The 17,862-nt window shown below is 34.1% G+C and carries 14 protein-coding genes; 2 read left to right on the forward strand and 12 right to left on the reverse strand.

What is annotated here, in order from left to right; translation table 11 throughout:
* Positions 1 to 202: 202 nt before the first annotated feature.
* The 4 genes from THYS13_RS05840 to THYS13_RS05855 all read right to left on the reverse strand — a co-directional run bounded on the left by THYS13_RS05840 (position 203) and on the right by THYS13_RS05855 (position 1,610).
* Positions 203 to 421, reverse strand: a complete 219-nt coding sequence (locus THYS13_RS05840) for a type II toxin-antitoxin system HicA family toxin (protein WP_003869404.1) — start codon at positions 419 to 421, stop codon at positions 203 to 205.
* Positions 400 to 825 (reverse strand): hypothetical protein, encoded by a 426-nt coding sequence (locus THYS13_RS05845; protein WP_003866614.1) that lies wholly within the window; start codon positions 823 to 825, stop codon positions 400 to 402. The genes THYS13_RS05840 and THYS13_RS05845 overlap by 22 nt, the downstream gene beginning before the upstream one ends.
* 150 nt (positions 826 to 975) lie before the next feature.
* Positions 976 to 1,314, reverse strand: a complete 339-nt coding sequence (locus THYS13_RS05850; RefSeq protein WP_004404828.1) for a hypothetical protein — start codon at positions 1,312 to 1,314, stop codon at positions 976 to 978.
* A 68-nt stretch (positions 1,315 to 1,382) separates the two neighbouring features.
* Complete coding sequence (locus tag THYS13_RS05855; RefSeq protein WP_004404829.1) at positions 1,383 to 1,610, reverse strand: hypothetical protein; 228 nt, start codon at positions 1,608 to 1,610, stop codon at positions 1,383 to 1,385.
* A 591-nt stretch (positions 1,611 to 2,201) separates the two neighbouring features.
* Between THYS13_RS05855 and ltrA (THYS13_RS05860) the strand changes: the two genes are divergently transcribed.
* On the forward strand, positions 2,202 to 3,503 hold the full coding sequence (gene ltrA / locus THYS13_RS05860) for a group II intron reverse transcriptase/maturase (RefSeq protein ID WP_042833565.1): 1,302 nt from the start codon (positions 2,202 to 2,204) through the stop codon (positions 3,501 to 3,503).
* Positions 3,504 to 3,754: 251 nt separating this feature from the next.
* On the opposite strand, the gene THYS13_RS05865 is transcribed toward ltrA (THYS13_RS05860), so the two are convergent.
* Positions 3,755 to 4,948: an MFS transporter gene (locus THYS13_RS05865; protein WP_042833566.1), complete on the reverse strand. Its 1,194-nt coding sequence runs from the start codon at positions 4,946 to 4,948 to the stop codon at positions 3,755 to 3,757.
* Between the two features lie 377 nt (positions 4,949 to 5,325).
* Here THYS13_RS05865 and THYS13_RS05870 point away from each other — a divergent pair, with 377 nt between their 5' ends.
* On the forward strand, positions 5,326 to 6,291 hold the full coding sequence (locus tag THYS13_RS05870; RefSeq protein WP_042833567.1) for a helix-turn-helix domain-containing protein: 966 nt from the start codon (positions 5,326 to 5,328) through the stop codon (positions 6,289 to 6,291).
* A 298-nt stretch (positions 6,292 to 6,589) separates the two neighbouring features.
* Here the strand turns inward: THYS13_RS05870 and ltrA (THYS13_RS05875) are convergent, their stop codons facing one another.
* The 7 genes from ltrA (THYS13_RS05875) to THYS13_RS05905 form a co-directional block, all read right to left on the reverse strand.
* Positions 6,590 to 7,891 (reverse strand): group II intron reverse transcriptase/maturase, encoded by a 1,302-nt coding sequence (gene ltrA, locus THYS13_RS05875; RefSeq protein WP_042833565.1) that lies wholly within the window; start codon positions 7,889 to 7,891, stop codon positions 6,590 to 6,592.
* A 505-nt stretch (positions 7,892 to 8,396) separates the two neighbouring features.
* Positions 8,397 to 9,398 carry an AmmeMemoRadiSam system radical SAM enzyme gene (amrS, locus tag THYS13_RS05880; protein ID WP_153039596.1) on the reverse strand — a complete coding sequence of 334 codons (1,002 nt, stop codon included), beginning with the start codon at positions 9,396 to 9,398 and terminating at the stop codon, positions 8,397 to 8,399.
* A gap of 52 nt (positions 9,399 to 9,450) precedes the next feature.
* Entirely contained in the window at positions 9,451 to 10,857 is a 1,407-nt protein-coding gene (gene amrA / locus THYS13_RS05885; RefSeq protein ID WP_042833568.1) for an AmmeMemoRadiSam system protein A, read from the reverse strand.
* Positions 10,858 to 10,979: 122 nt separating this feature from the next.
* Complete coding sequence (locus THYS13_RS05890) at positions 10,980 to 13,367, reverse strand: GH36-type glycosyl hydrolase domain-containing protein (protein WP_042833569.1); 2,388 nt, start codon at positions 13,365 to 13,367, stop codon at positions 10,980 to 10,982.
* 25 nt (positions 13,368 to 13,392) lie between these two features.
* Positions 13,393 to 14,970, reverse strand: a complete 1,578-nt coding sequence (locus tag THYS13_RS05895; RefSeq protein ID WP_082990375.1) for a glycoside hydrolase family 2 TIM barrel-domain containing protein — start codon at positions 14,968 to 14,970, stop codon at positions 13,393 to 13,395.
* Positions 14,971 to 15,012: 42 nt separating this feature from the next.
* Entirely contained in the window at positions 15,013 to 15,468 is a 456-nt protein-coding gene (locus THYS13_RS05900; protein WP_052210472.1) for a sugar-binding domain-containing protein, read from the reverse strand.
* On the reverse strand, positions 15,458 to 17,854 hold the full coding sequence (locus THYS13_RS05905) for a beta-galactosidase (protein ID WP_042833570.1): 2,397 nt from the start codon (positions 17,852 to 17,854) through the stop codon (positions 15,458 to 15,460). Before THYS13_RS05905 ends, THYS13_RS05900 begins: the two co-directional genes overlap by 11 nt.
* Positions 17,855 to 17,862: the final 8 nt, after the last annotated feature.

Here is a 17,862-nt window from a genome sequence, read left to right on the forward strand (position 1 = left end):
TTTTTCATTGATTTTCAGAAACATATCTAATAAAATGTGTAACGCATTACATTTACTATTATACCTCTAAATTAAAAAAAATCAATAGCAACAAATAAATTTTCATACTTTTATTTTAAATTTTGTTTTTTTACTTAAAAAAGACTGCCGAAGCAGTCTAACAAAATAAAAAGCATCGAAGTAAAAATACTTTACCTCGATACTATATTTTGCTGTTAAAATATTCTTCTGAAACTTGAAGCTGATTTTTTAAAATCTCTTTCCATAAATATTTTGGAATTTCACCACTTCCCATTGAAACTTTTGTCCGTCTAACATTGCCATTTTTATCACGTTTAACGTAGAAATAATGATCCGTTTGTTTGTATAACTCCCAACCGTCTCTTTCACAAAAACGCTTTAATTCTCTCCACGTTGGCATTTTATTAGTTTTTTTACTCCTTCATGACTATCTTGTAATAAGACATTTAAAATATATGGTAAATGTTTTTTACGGTTAGGAGCTGAATACCAATATTGAAAGTCGTTATAAAAGTCTTCTGCATATTCAATTAAATCATTTACTAAACGATTTAAAGCTTCTTCTTCGTTTTTTCCATTAGCAACAATATCAATTTCGTTTAATGAAATTGTTACACTCCCATTCTCTTCTTTAAAAATATTTGCTGTAAATGTATATACTTTTAACATTTCTTTTGCCATTTCTAAGTTTGAAACAAAAATATAATCTTTTGTGCGCTTAATAATTTTTGGCTTTTCACGAATGACCGAATTGATAAAATCACTCCATTCATTTCGAGCATCTGTTGCATTCACTGTAAACATTTCATTCATTCCCCCCTTTTTCACCTCCATTATATCATATTATGTGCAATATGTACAGTATGTACATATTGCTAAGTTTTTATACAAAACAAATTTATTCCGCCTCTTTGTGAACCGAAAAAGCTCAACCTTATCGGTTGAGCAAAACTATCATTCTAATGTTTTTATCTGCTCTTCAAGAGCTTGTATCTTATTTTTAAGGTATTCTAATTGCTGTAGTGCTTGTTGTTTTTGTTGCATCATCTCTTCTTTTTGACTGCCTTGCTGTCTTAATTCTTCCATCTTATTTTTAACTGTTTCAACTATTTTTTGTTTGCTATTGTCAAAAAACTCCATAGCTTTATTAACAGCATCTTGCATCTCTTCTATGCTCTTTTCTATTGATGGTTTCATATTTTCTTTTGCTTTTGGGTAGAGCATTAAACTTAAAGCTGCTGCTCCAATCCCCCAGTAAAGCTTTCTGGAGGAAAGAAATTTTAAAATACCCATTTTCTTCTCTCCTCCTCTCTTTTGTTCCATTAATATTTTGCCCTCAATTTTTTATATAATTTAATGTGTTATTTACCAAAAATCATAACTTTTGTTATCGCTTTATATAAATCCTTTGCATTATATTTTTCACTAATTTTAGAAAAATATTGTAAAAATTCTCCTATTGTCTCTTGCCATAAATTTACTATTTCATTCTTTTTAGACGGGTCTTTTTTATATTCCTTAAAAGACAATTCCATCGCATATTTTAAGGCATCAACTGCCTTTTGAAATTCTTTTTTTATGTCATCCATTATTATTTACCCCCAAAAAAGTATAATCTAAAGATAATATATGAAAATTATCACGATAGTGTCACAAAAAAATAAAAAATGAAAAAAGGGGACGGTTCCGTGCGCTGAGAAAAGCTCATGCGTTAAAGCAGGTGCGAATCCTGCCCGGTAAAGCCTAGCCAGCAACCGGTACTTAGCCTTGGGGTATATATGGTGACATATATAGCTAAGCGTAGGCAAAGGAGATAGCAGGCCGAAAATCGAAAGATTGAAGGTGTTGAGCCCCGAAATCCCTAGACAGGAAGGCCGATGCTGTGGAACCGGCAGAAGGCAAAACATTGATATTTGGGATGGCGAGAATAGCAATGCTTCCTCGGGGTCATAGGCCTTGGCATGTTATACAATATTAACGCATAGGGAACTCAGGAGGTCCTGCAACTCCCAGAAAGGGTACGATAAACAAGTGTAAAATACAAGGATATCGGAAGGTTAGCAGGAAGTCGGATTACAGCATAGTACTGATGAAACTGAGTAATGACAGGGGAGGGAAGGCTGTAACATATCATCGACCTCATAAGGGAAACATCAAACACACTGGAGGTGTAACAAGAGATGGAAACAGAACTAACGAGGATAGCGGAAGTCGTAGCAAAACATCCAAGAGACAAACTACAGACACTAGTGCACTTCATAAATGAAGAGACACTAAAACAACAGCACAAGAAAATGACAGGAAACAAAGCACCTGGCATAGACAAAATAACAAAGGAAGAATACGGAGAGAACTTAACAGAGAACATAGAGAACCTAATGGCAAGGATGAAAAGACAGGCATATAAGCCACAGCCAGTTAGGAGAGTATATATACCCAAAGAAGGGAGCGACAAATTAAGGCCATTAGGGATACCAGCATATGAAGACAAACTTGTGCAAGGAATAATGGCAGATATACTAAACATAATATACGAACCAGAGTTTCTAGACATATCATATGGATTTAGGCCCAATAAAAGCGGACATGATGCCCTAAGACAGCTAAACAACATAATACAGGAAAAGAAAGTAAGCTACATAGTAGATGCCGACATAAAAGGATTCTTTGACAATGTAGACCACGAATGGATGATGAAATTTTTAGAGCATAGGATAGGAGACAAGAACTTTCTAAGGATAATAAAAAGATTTCTAATAGCAGGAGTAATGGAAGAAGGTAAATACTATGAAAGCGATATAGGAACACCCCAAGGAGGACACATATCCCCAATACTTGCGAACATATATCTTCACTATGTACTAGACTTATGGTTCGAGAAAAGAATAAAGAAAGCATGTAGAGGAGAAAGCTATGAAATAAGGTATGCAGATGATTTCGTATGCTGCTTCCAGTATAAAGATGATGCAGAGAAATTTTATAAAAGTCTTAAGAAGAGGCTAAAAGAATTTGAACTTGAATTAGCAGAAGAGAAGACAAGAATAATTGAATTTGGAAGATTTGCCGAAGAGAGTAGAAAAAGAAGAGGGCTGGGGAAACCAGAGACCTTTACCTTTTTAGGATTTACACACTATTGTAGCAAAAGTCAAAACGGCAAATTCAGAGTCAAAAGGAAGACAAGCAAAAAGAAATTTATAAATAAAGTCGCCAAGATGAAAAAGTGGCTCAAAGAAAATATGCATGAGCCAGTAAATCAATTAATAAAGCGACTTAACATAAAATTGCTTGGACACTACAGATACTATGGAATCACAGATAACAGTAAAAGTATAGGTAGTTTCTTCTATTTGACCAGGAGACAATTATTCAAGACGCTAAAAAGAAGGTCACAAAAGCATCGATTAAACTGGGATAAATACGAAAAACTTCTGATGAAATTTCCATTAGCAACACCAAAAATCTATGTAAGTATATACTCATAGCTACGATAAAAGTAAAAGATGATATGAAGAGCCGGATGCGTTAATAGCGCACGTCCGGTTCTGTGAGGGGGAGCCGCTGTAAAGTGGCTCTCTACTCGACGTGCGCTGAAGTGTTAGTGGTAAAATAAAATTACCCGAAAAAGGAAAGATTTTTCCCCAGTAAGATTGAGAAAATACCCTCTGTAGTTTAAAATAAAAATAAAACTACATACGATAATTTTACACTATGAATTATTGGGGATGATGGTAACCTATTTGTCATTGGCCAAATATTCTGTTACATCTGGCTTGAATATAAATACTGCTACAATTGAAGAGATTATCGCTAATAACCCACTTATAAAAAATATGGGGCGAGCTCCCATAAAATCGATGGTTAATGTCGCAATCAACATCCCAATAACAGACGCAGCACTTGCAATTGCCGAATAAACCGAAAATAAGAAAATCGGCGGTGATGGAACGAATTTTTGCAATAATGTTACACTCGCAATGTTAAAAAGGGTATTTCCCATTCCGTTTATTATCGCAATAATCATAGCTATGAAAAATAGTTTTATACTACTCCAAGCGAGTGTAGCAAAAGCTATAAAGATTAATCCTATTAAAAATAAATAACGTTCATCCACTCCTTTTTTGCTAAAACAGATGGTCAAAAAAGACCCTAAAAGAAACCCCAAACCTATAGTAGCAGTAATACTACCAAAACCGACAGCTCCCGTATTGAATTCCCGACTAACATACACTAACATTGACGCATTTACCATACCGCCTCCTACCATAAGAATACCTGTTGAAAGAAATATAACATACACACCCCTCTGAAATCCTAAAAAATATTTATGTATAGCTATATGGGTTTCCTTTTCTTTCCGTTCTATTAAGGGGCTACGAATAGAACCGATGGAAAGAAAACAAAAAGATGCTATAAAAAAACTGATTACATCTAATAAAATTAAAACCTGGTAATTTAATATAACTGCGAAAAAACCGGCCAAAGAAGGTCCAACTACCGTTAATATATTTTGGATGATTTCAATATAGCTATTGGCTAAAACCAAACGCTCTTTTTTTACAACAGTTGGAACTACAGATGGAATTGTGGAACTTTGAGCTAACTCGATTACAGAGTTTATAAAAGTTATTGAATAAACTATTAAAGGGTTGCTCTCAAAAACCAAAATGAGAGTCAAAAACCCTCTTAATACCGAAGAAAAAAACAATATTTTGGGTCTATCAAACCTTTCAATCCATGCTCCAATAATCGGACCGAGAATTACGTTGGGAATAACCTTGGCAAGCAATAATAAACCTACCGATTTTCCCATTCCCGTCTCTTCAAAAGTTCTCATGGACAAAGCAATAAAAGTAAACCAATCACCCAGTGTGGTAATAAAGAGACCTATTAAAAGCAGTCCGAAACGCGATGGTAATTTCTTTAACAATTCATACCCCTCCAAAAACTTCAATTAAAAAAGAGAAGGGGATAAAAACCCCTTTTAAAATTTATTTAAATTATAATAAATTTATAAATAGGCGTGTTTACACATACCACAACCACTTCTAGCAACAAGATAACTACGAATTCGTTGTAATTTCATAAGTCTTGGAGTAATATAATCTTTCATTTATTTCACCTCCCTCCCTCCTAATACGTTGAAAAGGCAAGATGTAAATAAAATGTTTACAACAAAGAACATAATTAATATCTTCTTCTTCATTCCATCTTCACCTGCTCTTTACATTTCCTTCTTTTAACTATATAATAGATAATAACCAACATAATTTCAAGCCGATTTGAATCGGCATGAGGTGTTAAAAAATGGATGAATTCTATTACGATTTAGAAGCATTTGGTGAAGAAATTAAAAATATTCGCAAATCTCTGGGGCTTTCCCAAAGCAATGTTACTGAACAAGTTTTCATCAGCAGGGATACGCTTAGAAAAATTGAAAACGGTAAAGTCATACCCAAACAGGAAACTTTAGATCTTTTCTCACACCTTTATAAAAAAGATTTAAATGAGTTGCTCCTAAAATACAGATTAAAAGATTATTCTATCTTCTTTGACATAAAATCCTCTCTAGAAAAGAAACTTGAAAGCGGAGATTTTGAAAGTTTGAGAGATGATATTGATAGGTTAAAGAAATTGCTTGAAAAAGGTGATATGAGCCTATATTATTCTAAGTTATTAAATCAACTTTTACTAATCGCTAACTCTGTCTTTGAAAAAACAATCAATGAAAATTATGAAAAAGCTATGGAAAAGCTTCAAAAAGCGATGGAATTTACTATTCCCAACTTTTCTCTTTCTAATTACACTGATTTCGTCTACAGCGATATGGAAATTAGAATTTTAATGAATATGGCTTTGATTATCAAAAAAACAGAAGGTGTACAAAAAAGCCTTGAAATGCTTTTGTTCTGCTTGGAAAATTTATCACCAGAGGAATGGGAAACAAAAATAAAAATATATTACAATATATCCTATAACTATCATATCCTTTCTCTTGCTGAAGAATCTCTACATTATGCAAATCTCGGAATAGAAACTTGTGTAAAGAACAACACCTTAAGTAGCCTAGGACTTTTGTATTTTAGAAAAGCAATTGCAGAGTACAATCTCGGCAGAGAAGAATACAAAGACTCTTTATCTAAATCCATACATTTACTCGAAATAACTGGTCAGGAAAAACTTATAAAGACGATTATGGAGTCCTGCAGAAAGTTTTATAATTTGGAAATTTCTAAGGAAGACAGTATGCTTGTAATAAAAAGTCATGAATAAAACGAAATTTTTCTCTCTTATTTCTACATTTGACACCAAAATTTTCAATTGTTCTATCGCATCCATTGATGAGATAGTATCTTCTATAAAAGGACAAAACAAAAAGTTCCCCATCTTCTGGAGAGCTTTTTATTTTCGGACAAAAAGAACCGTCCCCGGTGTCTGACTCGACGTTTGTCTGAATTTTTTCAGATAAAAGTCGAGTAGAGAGCCACTTTACAGCGGCTCCCCCTCACAGAACCGGACGTGCGCTATTAACGCATCCGGCTCTTCATATCATCTTTTACTTTTATCGTAGCTATGAGTATATACTTACATAGATTTTTGGTGTTGCTAATGGAAATTTCATCAGAAGTTTTTCGTATTTATCCCAGTTTAATCGATGCTTTTGTGACCTTCTTTTTAGCGTCTTGAATAATTGTCTCCTGGTCAAATAGAAGAAACTACCTATACTTTTACTGTTATCTGTGATTCCATAGTATCTGTAGTGTCCAAGCAATTTTATGTTAAGTCGCTTTATTAATTGATTTACTGGCTCATGCATATTTTCTTTGAGCCACTTTTTCATCTTGGCGACTTTATTTATAAATTTCTTTTTGCTTGTCTTCCTTTTGACTCTGAATTTGCCGTTTTGACTTTTGCTACAATAGTGTGTAAATCCTAAAAAGGTAAAGGTCTCTGGTTTCCCCAGCCCTCTTCTTTTTCTACTCTCTTCGGCAAATCTTCCAAATTCAATTATTCTTGTCTTCTCTTCTGCTAATTCAAGTTCAAATTCTTTTAGCCTCTTCTTAAGACTTTTATAAAATTTCTCTGCATCATCTTTATACTGGAAGCAGCATACGAAATCATCTGCATACCTTATTTCATAGCTTTCTCCTCTACATGCTTTCTTTATTCTTTTCTCGAACCATAAGTCTAGTACATAGTGAAGATATATGTTCGCAAGTATTGGGGATATGTGTCCTCCTTGGGGTGTTCCTATATCGCTTTCATAGTATTTACCTTCTTCCATTACTCCTGCTATTAGAAATCTTTTTATTATCCTTAGAAAGTTCTTGTCTCCTATCCTATGCTCTAAAAATTTCATCATCCATTCGTGGTCTACATTGTCAAAGAATCCTTTTATGTCGGCATCTACTATGTAGCTTACTTTCTTTTCCTGTATTATGTTGTTTAGCTGTCTTAGGGCATCATGTCCGCTTTTATTGGGCCTAAATCCATATGATATGTCTAGAAACTCTGGTTCGTATATTATGTTTAGTATATCTGCCATTATTCCTTGCACAAGTTTGTCTTCATATGCTGGTATCCCTAATGGCCTTAATTTGTCGCTCCCTTCTTTGGGTATATATACTCTCCTAACTGGCTGTGGCTTATATGCCTGTCTTTTCATCCTTGCCATTAGGTTCTCTATGTTCTCTGTTAAGTTCTCTCCGTATTCTTCCTTTGTTATTTTGTCTATGCCAGGTGCTTTGTTTCCTGTCATTTTCTTGTGCTGTTGTTTTAGTGTCTCTTCATTTATGAAGTGCACTAGTGTCTGTAGTTTGTCTCTTGGATGTTTTGCTACGACTTCCGCTATCCTCGTTAGTTCTGTTTCCATCTCTTGTTACACCTCCAGTGTGTTTGATGTTTCCCTTATGAGGTCGATGATATGTTACAGCCTTCCCTCCCCTGTCATTACTCAGTTTCATCAGTACTATGCTGTAATCCGACTTCCTGCTAACCTTCCGATATCCTTGTATTTTACACTTGTTTATCGTACCCTTTCTGGGAGTTGCAGGACCTCCTGAGTTCCCTATGCGTTAATATTGTATAACATGCCAAGGCCTATGACCCCGAGGAAGCATTGCTATTCTCGCCATCCCAAATATCAATGTTTTGCCTTCTGCCGGTTCCACAGCATCGGCCTTCCTGTCTAGGGATTTCGGGGCTCAACACCTTCAATCTTTCGATTTTCGGCCTGCTATCTCCTTTGCCTACGCTTAGCTATATATGTCACCATATATACCCCAAGGCTAAGTACCGGTTGCTGGCTAGGCTTTACCGGGCAGGATTCGCACCTGCTTTAACGCATGAGCTTTTCTCAGCGCACAGAACCGTCCCTCTTATCTGATTATATTTATACTGTTACCACATTTCTTACACTTATTGCCTTCCAATCCTTTTACATTAACATACCAGTTTTGTCTCTCTACAAGCAAATTGCCGCAATAAGGACAATAGGTATTATTATCAAATCCCATTACATTCCCTACATAGACAAAATCTAGATACTTTTTCCCAATTTGATAGGCTTTTTCAAGAATAGAAATAGGAGTAGGAGGATTATTTAGTTTGTAGCGTGGAAAATATCTTGAAAAATGTAATGGTATATTTTTGTCAATTTGAGAAAGCCATTTTACTAAGTTTTCTATTTCTTCTTCTTTGTCATTTAAATCGGTAACAACTAAATTAGTAACCTCTACATGGCAATATTTCGAAACTTCTTCGACGGTCTTTAAAACGGGTTCTAATCTTCCACCAACAATCTTTTTATAAAAATCCTCTGTATAAGCTTTTACATCTATGTTCATGGCATCTACATAAGGAAGTATCTTTTTTAATGGTTCTAAATTTATATATCCGTTTGTCACAAGTACAGTTTTTAACCCCTCTTTTTTAGCCTCAATCAATCCATCGTGTACATATTCATACCATATTAAAGGCTCGTTGTAAGTAAAAGCAATCCCTATATTGTCTCTTTGTCTTTTTGCTGCAGCAATCAATTCTTGGAGAGAGATGTAATCTCCCTCCCATTTTTGATGTGCTATTTCCCAATTTTGACAAAACTTACACTTTAAATTACAGCCATAAGTCCCCACAGAAAATATATATCTGCCTGGATAAAAGTGATAAAGAGGCTTTTTCTCAATTGGGTCCATTGCTACAGAGGTTATAATTCCGTAATTTTCAGTCACTAATATTCCGTTTATATTTTTTCTCACATTGCAGACTCCGTGCTTTCCTTCATTTATACGGCAATTATGGGGACATAGCAAACATTCTACAACATTATTCTCTAGCTTTTTATAGAACATAGCCTCTTTTAACATTTTAAAAAGCGCCACATCTCCATTATTTAACTCAAATGGAGAAATGGCAATCCCTCCCTTTAAGTTTTTATTTATGTCTTTCAACTTCAAATTTTTCTATGGTGTAATCCTCATCTGGACTAATTCCAGCTTTTCTCAAGGCAATAGAAATTTGTTCTTCAACAGTATCTACTCCTTCTAAGTCAGGTAAAAGCAATCCTGAACGATAGCCTTTTCTCACTATTACTCCGTACTTTTTGGGGTTAAGTTCTTGTTTTGATTTAACAGGTTGAGGAGGTGTCAAAACATCTACTGAATACTCAATATCCTTCAGTTCATACTCCTCTACAGGTTCAAAGCGAGGATCTTCAAAACCTGCACTTATGGCATTTTTTATTATTTCTTCTGCTATATTCTTTCTCTGTGGAACTACTGTACCTATGCATCCTCTAAGTTCCCCATCTTTATGAAGAGAGACAAATACTCCTGCTCTTTTTGTATACATTTCTTCAGGCAAACCTTCTGGAACTGGCATTGGTTTTCTATGTTTCACATAATATTCAAGGCTTTCTCTTGCAAGTTTCACATAGTTGTCTTCTTTTTGCCTTATTTCTTCAATCCTTTGTCTTTTTAGATTGTATAACTTTTCTAAAAGGCTTGTTTCCTTATACTGATCCACTTCAAATTGCGCAACACCATATCCTACACCAAATGGCCCTTCATGGGATAATACTTTCGCTTTGACCTCATAACCATCAAGAACTCCCAACATGACACAAACAGACCTAAACCCACACTCTGCAGCTTCTTCAATTAAGCCTTTGTCCATTCCAATTATTTCTTCTACCTTCATCTCAGAAAGCAAGTCTAGAAGTTTTTTGTCAAAAACTTCTCCCTTTGGCGTATAGCCATTCGGACTATTGGGAGTCAATTTGTGAGATAAATCCCCACTGGCGATAAAAACGACCTTTTTGTTTGAATTTCTTATAGCATATCCAATTGCAGTGCCAAATTCATAAAGCTGTTCAAAGGACAAAAATCCATAAGAAATATGGACTAACCTAAAGTTAGCATAATGTTTTGTCACAAAATATAAAGGTACAATAGTTCCATGGTCAAGCTTTTTGGGAAGCACATATTTTTTGGCTAATTCATCATCTACTTCTGCAATAGGTATATCTCTCTTTCTAGATTCTTTTACAATTTTTTCAACAAGTTCTAAATCATTCTCAAATTCAAACCTTACACCTCTTGCACCAAATTGTCCAAGGTCTCCTTCTAAACTAGAAAAAACAGTCACTGCCACAGCATCTCTAAGAACGTATCCATGAGGAGTGACAACTATTATTGTATCAGGCTTTTTTTCTTTTATGTTGCTTGAAACAGTATTAAGTGAATCTATCGTCCTTTGAATCTTTTTTTCTTCTCCTCTCCCTATTTCAGGTACGATTATAGGCGGATGAGGCATGAGATAACAAGACAGCAAAACTCCCATTTTTAACACCTCGACACTTTTTCTTCTCATATTTGATTATACCACAATAACAAAAGCTTCATCCCTTATAAATTAATATTAGGGTGAAGCTCTTTAAATTTTTATAATTTCCTATATGAGCTTTATTTACCCATTATTACTTTTACTTCATGAGTTTTACCATCATTTAAATCCGGAATTTTATTACCTTCAATCAATTTGCCATCTATATAAATTTCCTTTACACCTTTCTGAACATGTTCCTTATTTTCAACAACAATATTATAAATTGAGTTTCTAAACTTCCTTGTATAAGTAAAACCTTCCCATTCTGCAGGAATAGCTGGGTCAACAATTAAACCATCATAATCTGCACGTACACCCAAAATCCAATTAGTAGCTACCCTATGAAGCCATTGTGCAGAACCAGTATACCACGTCCAGCTTCCACGGCCATAATTATGGGACTGGGGTCCATCCGTATTTCCTGGCAATACATACGGTTCAGCTTTATAATGCTCAATATTGCTCGAACGATTAGGGGGACATATTTTTCTATAAACTTCATAAGCTTTGTCAATTTGATTAATTAAAATATATGCTATAATAGACCAAGTAGCTGCATGAGTATATACTCCTCCATTTTCGCGAAGACCAGGCGCATATCTTGTAATATATCCAATATCTTCTCTTACTTTACTGTAAGCGGGATAAAGTAAAAGGGTGCCATAATCTCTAAGCAAATATTTTGATACAGATTCCATACAAACTTTACTTCTTTCTGGATCTGCTATTCCACTAATTACTGCCCATGTCTGTGGATTTAAATAGATAAATCCCTCATCATTTTCTTTGCTTCCTACTTTTTCACCTTCATCAGTAGTAGCTTGTAAATACCACTCTCCATCCCAGCCAAATCTATTTATAGAATCCTTAAGAGTATTTTGAACATCATCGCATTTATTGGCGAATTTTATATCCCCTATTTTTCTTGCAATATATTTAAAGTCCTCAAGAATAACGTATAAAAATTCTCCAAGCCAGAAACTCTCTCCTTTCCAGTCCCAACCAACTGCACTTAATCCATCGTTCCAGTCATTTTCTCCAATCAGTGGAACACCTCTTGGGCTAAATCGCATGAATGCCCTTTCAATTGAGCGTTTACAATGTTCATAAAGATTGCCTTCATTACCATCCAGGAAAGGCACTACTTCATTAAGTATATCAAAGTCGTTTGTCTCCTTTAGATAATTTATCGTTATAAACGGAAGCCATAGCAAATCATCAGAACATTTTGTTTCAGGCCCATTACCAGATATAGTCATCCACCAATGTAGTACAGTCCCGTCTCTTTTTTGTTTTGATGCATGCATGAGAATTTGCCTTTTTGTATATTCTGGTATACTCTCTAAAAATATCATAGAATCCTGAAGTTGGTCTCTATAACCATAGCCACCGCTTATCTGATAATATGCTGCTTTACCCCATATACGACATGATATTGCTTGGTATTTAAGCCAGATATTAGTCATAATATTCATTCCATCATCAGGTGTATTTATTTTTTCACTATCAATAAATCGGCTCCAAAATTCCTTAACTTTTTCAAAGGCATTTTCAACTTCAGTTACATTATTGTATTTTCGTGAAAGCTCTAAAGCCTCTGTGAGATTATCTGCACAACCTAAAGTAAAAGCAATTTTCTTAGTTTCACCTGGATCAAGCACAACTTCAACTTGAAGAGCGCCAATGGCATCACCAAATCTTCCTGTATTTTTCTTCAAAAACTTTTCCTCCATTGCCTTTGGATTTGCTTGTGAACCATACATACCTATAAAAGATTCTTTATCCCCATCGTAAGAAACAGGCACTTCGCTTGTCGTATGAAAAGCTACATATTCCCAGCTTCTATTGTTGTGCTGTCCTTTTTTATTCGCCAGACCCCATAAATATTTATTTACTATAAATCCATTTATATCTTTCTCATATTTCGTATCAATAAATATTTTGTGAAACTCTCTATGCTCATCGTGCCCAAAACCCAAATTCCACTCAAGGTACGTAAAAAGGTTAAGTACGCGTTTTCTATCAGTTTCATTAGTTAGTGTCAGTTCCCATAATTCTACTGGTTCATATGGTGCAACAAACATTTTCAAACTGCTTTTTATGCCGTTCTTTGTCTGGGTTATTACAGAATACCCAATTCCATGGCGGACTTCATAAAAGTCAGGTTCGCTGCATACAGGTTTCCATGATGCAGACCAAAATTCTTTGGATTCCTCATCTCTAATGTATATGTATTTCCCCCATTCATCCTTGATTATGTCTTGGGAATACCTTGTAAGACGATTTTCAACAGCATTACCTCTCCAAGAAAAGCCACTACCCGTTTGTGAAACTATAAATGAATAATCACCATTGCTTATTACATTTACCCAAGGGCGCGGAGTCTTTGGCGTCTTTATGACATACTCCCTTCCATCCTCAGAAAAATATCCATATTGATTTTCAAACATTTTTTTGTATGACATAGCATTTTCTCCTCTCGCAGAAATTTTATTTATTATTTGCCTTCATAGAAACTATTTTGATTTCGTAATCATTTGAAGAAACAATTTTTTTGCTGCTGTCTAAAATCCTGGCTACTAACTTATAATCACCATCCGGCAACTCTTTTGAAGCAGAATATGTAAACTTGAGTATTTCTTTTACTGTATCCTTTTCAATATTAAAATCCCCACTTTTTATGATAGTTTCATTTCCATCTTTTTTAATTAAAAGTTCGTATTGATAATTTTCAATGTCCTTATGATAATCATTTATAACGTACAATCTTATTTCTACACCTTTTTCTTTCATCCATGTGTTTCTCATCATTTTTACAACCGGAAGTAAAGGCTGGTAGGCTTTCTTTAAAGCAAAATATCCTAACTTTGGTTCTCTATTATAATCAACTATTGACCACGTTATAGAAGGCCAACAGTCTACAAACATAAACTGGTATATACCGCTTAAATCTTTATATTTATCCAGGCGATATTCTTCAATAGCATATTTTAAAAGTTTAGCTTGATATAGCTGAGAATTTTTTATAAATTCTTCTAAGTTATTTCCCATCTGTATTTTTGCTACATTAAATGTCTCATCGTATTGAAAATCGTGATACTCCATCTTATCCCAATCAGGTGGCCAAGTTTCACCACAAATTTCTTTAGCTATTTTTATGTTAGGCATAGCTTGTGCTCCAAATTCACTTACTATTGGTTTGTAAGGTTTTGTCATAAACTCTTCCATAGATGTATAATACCAACCAGGATAAGGATGTTCGCGATAATCAGAGTGCTTATGGACATATCTTGTAGAATCAAGTGCACAGACTGTTTTATAAAGGACCACATCTAATTCCTCTGTATTTACACTAGGTTCATTATGACAGCACCATATTCCAATAGATGTATGATTATAAAGAGTCTCAACCATGTCTTTTATTTGGGTTATCGCATTTTCTATGAATCTGTCACTTCGATCGTAACTCCATTGCAACGGAAAATCTTGCCATACAAGTATGCCTTCTTTATCACAGGCTTCATAAAATTCTTTTCTCGTAATATGAGCATGTACACGAACAGAATTAATATTAGCTTCTTTTATTAGTTTTATATCTTTTTGAATTTTTTTATTTGTATATTCACTTAGCCATTGAGTAGGTATTATATTTGTACCCCTAATAAAAATTTTCTCATTATTTAACAACCATTCGTTATTAGAAAAATCATATGTAAAACTTCTTATTCCCACATCCAGCTCTTTACTGTGAATTGATTCGCCTTCTTTGACAAGGCTAACCTTTAAGTGATAAAGGTAAGGCTCCCCTGTGTCCCAGGTCCACCACAATTTAGGAGACTTAATTGTTATAACAAAATCCTTCTCTTCTATTATATTTTGTATTTCTATTTTACGCTCATATTTCTCCCCATCTATCTCTATATTTACATCGTAGTTCCCTGGTTTCACGCAATATATATCAGTTTTTATGTTAACTTTGGCAGTACCATCCTTTAAAAGCGTTGGAATCCATTTTATATTTTTAATAAAGCATGACGGTCTTAAGTCTATATAAACATTATTCCATATACCACCAGTATTTTTTGTTTGCCCTTGCTCTAGATTCCAACCTCACGGTCGCGCATCATGATGGTTTAGTACACCCTTTATTAATACTTTATTATTAGGCCATACCGTCTCTGGGTCTTCCATAGGCGAATTAACAATGACTTTCAAGATATTCTGTTCTTTTAAAAGACCTTTTATATTAAACTCAAATGGTTGAAAATATCCTTCATGGTATCCAATGTATTTTTCATTTAAATAAATTTCTGCAAAATAATCAATCCCTTCAAAACACAGAAAAGGAAGCTTGTCTTGAATATCATCTAATTTTACATCAAAATACCGAATAAATTCAATTTTCCCTGTGAAGTCGTGAATACCTGCAATCTCCCAATTATTAGGCACGTCCATTATACCAGCTTTTGGAAGACCTTCTGTGCTTTCAATTAAATCTCTATTTGCACAAATACGGGTATGAGCTATTGGCCTATACTCCCATTTCCCATTTAAATCAATTTTCATTGATCTTCCCCTCGCTATTGCTCATTTTAAACAATATAGTAGCTTCCTGACCTAATATACCAGTTATTTTAACCTTATACATTCCTTTAGAAATGATAATTACATCATTTTTTTCATCTCTCATAGGTTCCCACTTCAATGATTTGAACACAACTTCTCCTGTGTCGCCTGTAGAAAGCTTTGTAAATAGCGCAAGATAATTTTTATTTTTCACAATATCATATATTTCCATAGTACTATAAACTATATTTATATCATCGACTAAGCTACATCCTATAGTAAGCATAACTCCAGACCTTTTAGATATCACCAATTCCCTTCCATCAAATAAAAAATTGTTATTATATTTAATAGTGGTTTTTCTATCTATCTCATCATAATTATTTATAAAAATAAAACTATTTTCCCCATTTTTGCGAATAGTTGCTGATAGGTTTTCATCCTCTAGCCAAACTACAGGTTTTATTCCTACTTTATCTGCAATTGCACGTATAACATCCAATTTGTAACTGTAGTCATGCTCCATTCCTATACCTAACATTAAGACTTTCCCTAAACCATAATCTTTTATAAAACCAGAGTATTCTTTTTTCCCGTTTTCCATTGCCCATATCACAGGCTCACCGATACATTCATTTATTACCATTCTCTGATTCACAAAAACAGAATCTATATTAAGTACATCAACCTGTTCCCAGCCTTTTTTTATATAAAACTCTTTAATCCCAAGAGCATCAGCCAAAATTCTACACTCTTCTCCTTGTAAATTAAATTCAGGGACCGTAGGATAAAGTATCATTATTCCCCCATCTTTTACATACTGCAATAATTTCTTTTGAATTTCTTCATCCATCCATTTTGTAGAAAATATCCAAAGAGACGGAACTTTATCAACCGGAATTACAGCTTCCTTCATGATATCATAAGCATCAAATGAAATATTTGCTGCCGTTAATAACCTTCCAATACCGTTATAAAAAAAAGCATCTCTTTCATCAGCAATCTTACTTAATATACCTTTTGTCTGTTCATCATAAACCTCCGTCATATAGTAATCTGGATAAAAAGCAATATATGTGTTTATTTCCTTCTGTGCATTTAATAACTGTTTTTCAAAAAGTTTAATCATTTTGCCTATATGTTGAATTTTAAAATAATGGGGTCTTAAATTTCCTTTAAAGTCAACAGATGCTTGCCAGTCATGTCTTCGCCCAAAAAGACCTATATCATCATAGTTTTCACCACTTACAAACATGTAAAAATTAATTGCATTCATCCCATTTGCTATACAAGTTCGTGTGGCCAAATCTACATCATTTGGGCTTATGCGAGGCCTATCAGATAATCTACCTGATTGAAATTCCGCAGAAAATATAGGTTGTTCACTCTGTGAAATTGCATCTGTCAAAGCACAACTTAAAACAAGGTCGTGATATGAATCATAAGATACATGACCGGGATAGAAATCTCCTGCTAATACTACATCGTCTATTTCTGCAATCTTATAAAGCTGTGAAAGTCCAATAGGATAATCCATACCTCTGCTGCTTAATGACAAATTTTTAAAACCATGAATATTTATGATAAACGGCACTTTTATGCCACTTTTTATAGCATAATCTCTTAAAATCGAAACATATTCTTTTATATACTCTCTCCAAAACCTTCCCCACTCATAATGTAATTTAATTGCATCGTCATTTTTTAATTTCCCATTTACAAAATCCTTTATTAATTCTGTTATATTATTGTAGTTAAATTTATAGACAGAACCATATTTTTTTAGCAAATAGTCTGCAAATTTATTTTGCATGTGTTCACTATAATCAGAAGTATTTGTCACCCAATGGAACATTCCTATCTCATTGCACAACTGGTACATTATTATTGGGCCATCCATATCAATTTGGTATTTAGAAATGACATCATTAACTGACTGATACCACTTTTTAACTTTTTCTAAAAAAATAGGATGTTGATAAGTAATAACTTTTGCAGGATGTTCTTTATTATCCCTATCCTTAGCAATTATCTCCGGATACTCACTTAATAGCCATTCAGGAATACCAGCATTTTTAGTTTCCGCCATAATATAAGGGCCTGGCCTAACTATACAATATAATCCTTTATCCTTAACAAGATTTAAAAATCCATCCAAGTCTCTCTCTTCACGAGTTTTACCATAAAAATCAAATTTACCTTCTTTTATCTCATGCCACAACCACGGTATATAAGTACTTACAAGATTGCAACCAGCATTTTTAATTTTATCTAACCGATCAGACCACTCACTTTTCGGGCATCTAAAGTAATGAAATTCTGCACCATATAGAAAAACAGGTTCATTGTTTATGATAAATGCATTATTTCGTATTTTAACCCTCATCAATTATT

Origin of the sequence: Thermoanaerobacter sp. YS13, assembly GCF_000806225.2 — a bacterium.
Lineage (GTDB): Bacteria > Bacillota > Thermoanaerobacteria > Thermoanaerobacterales > Thermoanaerobacteraceae > Thermoanaerobacter > Thermoanaerobacter uzonensis.

Excerpts from the sequence above, each read along its gene's own strand:
- THYS13_RS05840 (WP_003869404.1), bottom strand. The coding sequence starts at position 421 with ATGCCAACGTGGAGAGAATTAAAGCGTTTTTGTGAAAGAGACGGTTGG.
- THYS13_RS05845 (WP_003866614.1), bottom strand. The coding sequence starts at position 825 with ATGTTTACAGTGAATGCAACAGATGCTCGAAATGAATGGAGTGATTTT.
- THYS13_RS05850 (WP_004404828.1), bottom strand. The coding sequence starts at position 1,314 with ATGGGTATTTTAAAATTTCTTTCCTCCAGAAAGCTTTACTGGGGGATT.
- THYS13_RS05855 (WP_004404829.1), bottom strand. The coding sequence starts at position 1,610 with ATGGATGACATAAAAAAAGAATTTCAAAAGGCAGTTGATGCCTTAAAA.
- ltrA (WP_042833565.1), top strand. The coding sequence starts at position 2,202 with ATGGAAACAGAACTAACGAGGATAGCGGAAGTCGTAGCAAAACATCCA.
- THYS13_RS05870 (WP_042833567.1), top strand. The coding sequence starts at position 5,326 with ATGGATGAATTCTATTACGATTTAGAAGCATTTGGTGAAGAAATTAAA.
- ltrA (WP_042833565.1), bottom strand. The coding sequence starts at position 7,891 with ATGGAAACAGAACTAACGAGGATAGCGGAAGTCGTAGCAAAACATCCA.
- amrA (WP_042833568.1), bottom strand. The coding sequence starts at position 10,857 with ATGGGAGTTTTGCTGTCTTGTTATCTCATGCCTCATCCGCCTATAATC.
- THYS13_RS05890 (WP_042833569.1), bottom strand. The coding sequence starts at position 13,367 with ATGTCATACAAAAAAATGTTTGAAAATCAATATGGATATTTTTCTGAG.
- THYS13_RS05900 (WP_052210472.1), bottom strand. The coding sequence starts at position 15,468 with ATGAAAATTGATTTAAATGGGAAATGGGAGTATAGGCCAATAGCTCAT.
- THYS13_RS05905 (WP_042833570.1), bottom strand. The coding sequence starts at position 17,854 with ATGAGGGTTAAAATACGAAATAATGCATTTATCATAAACAATGAACCT.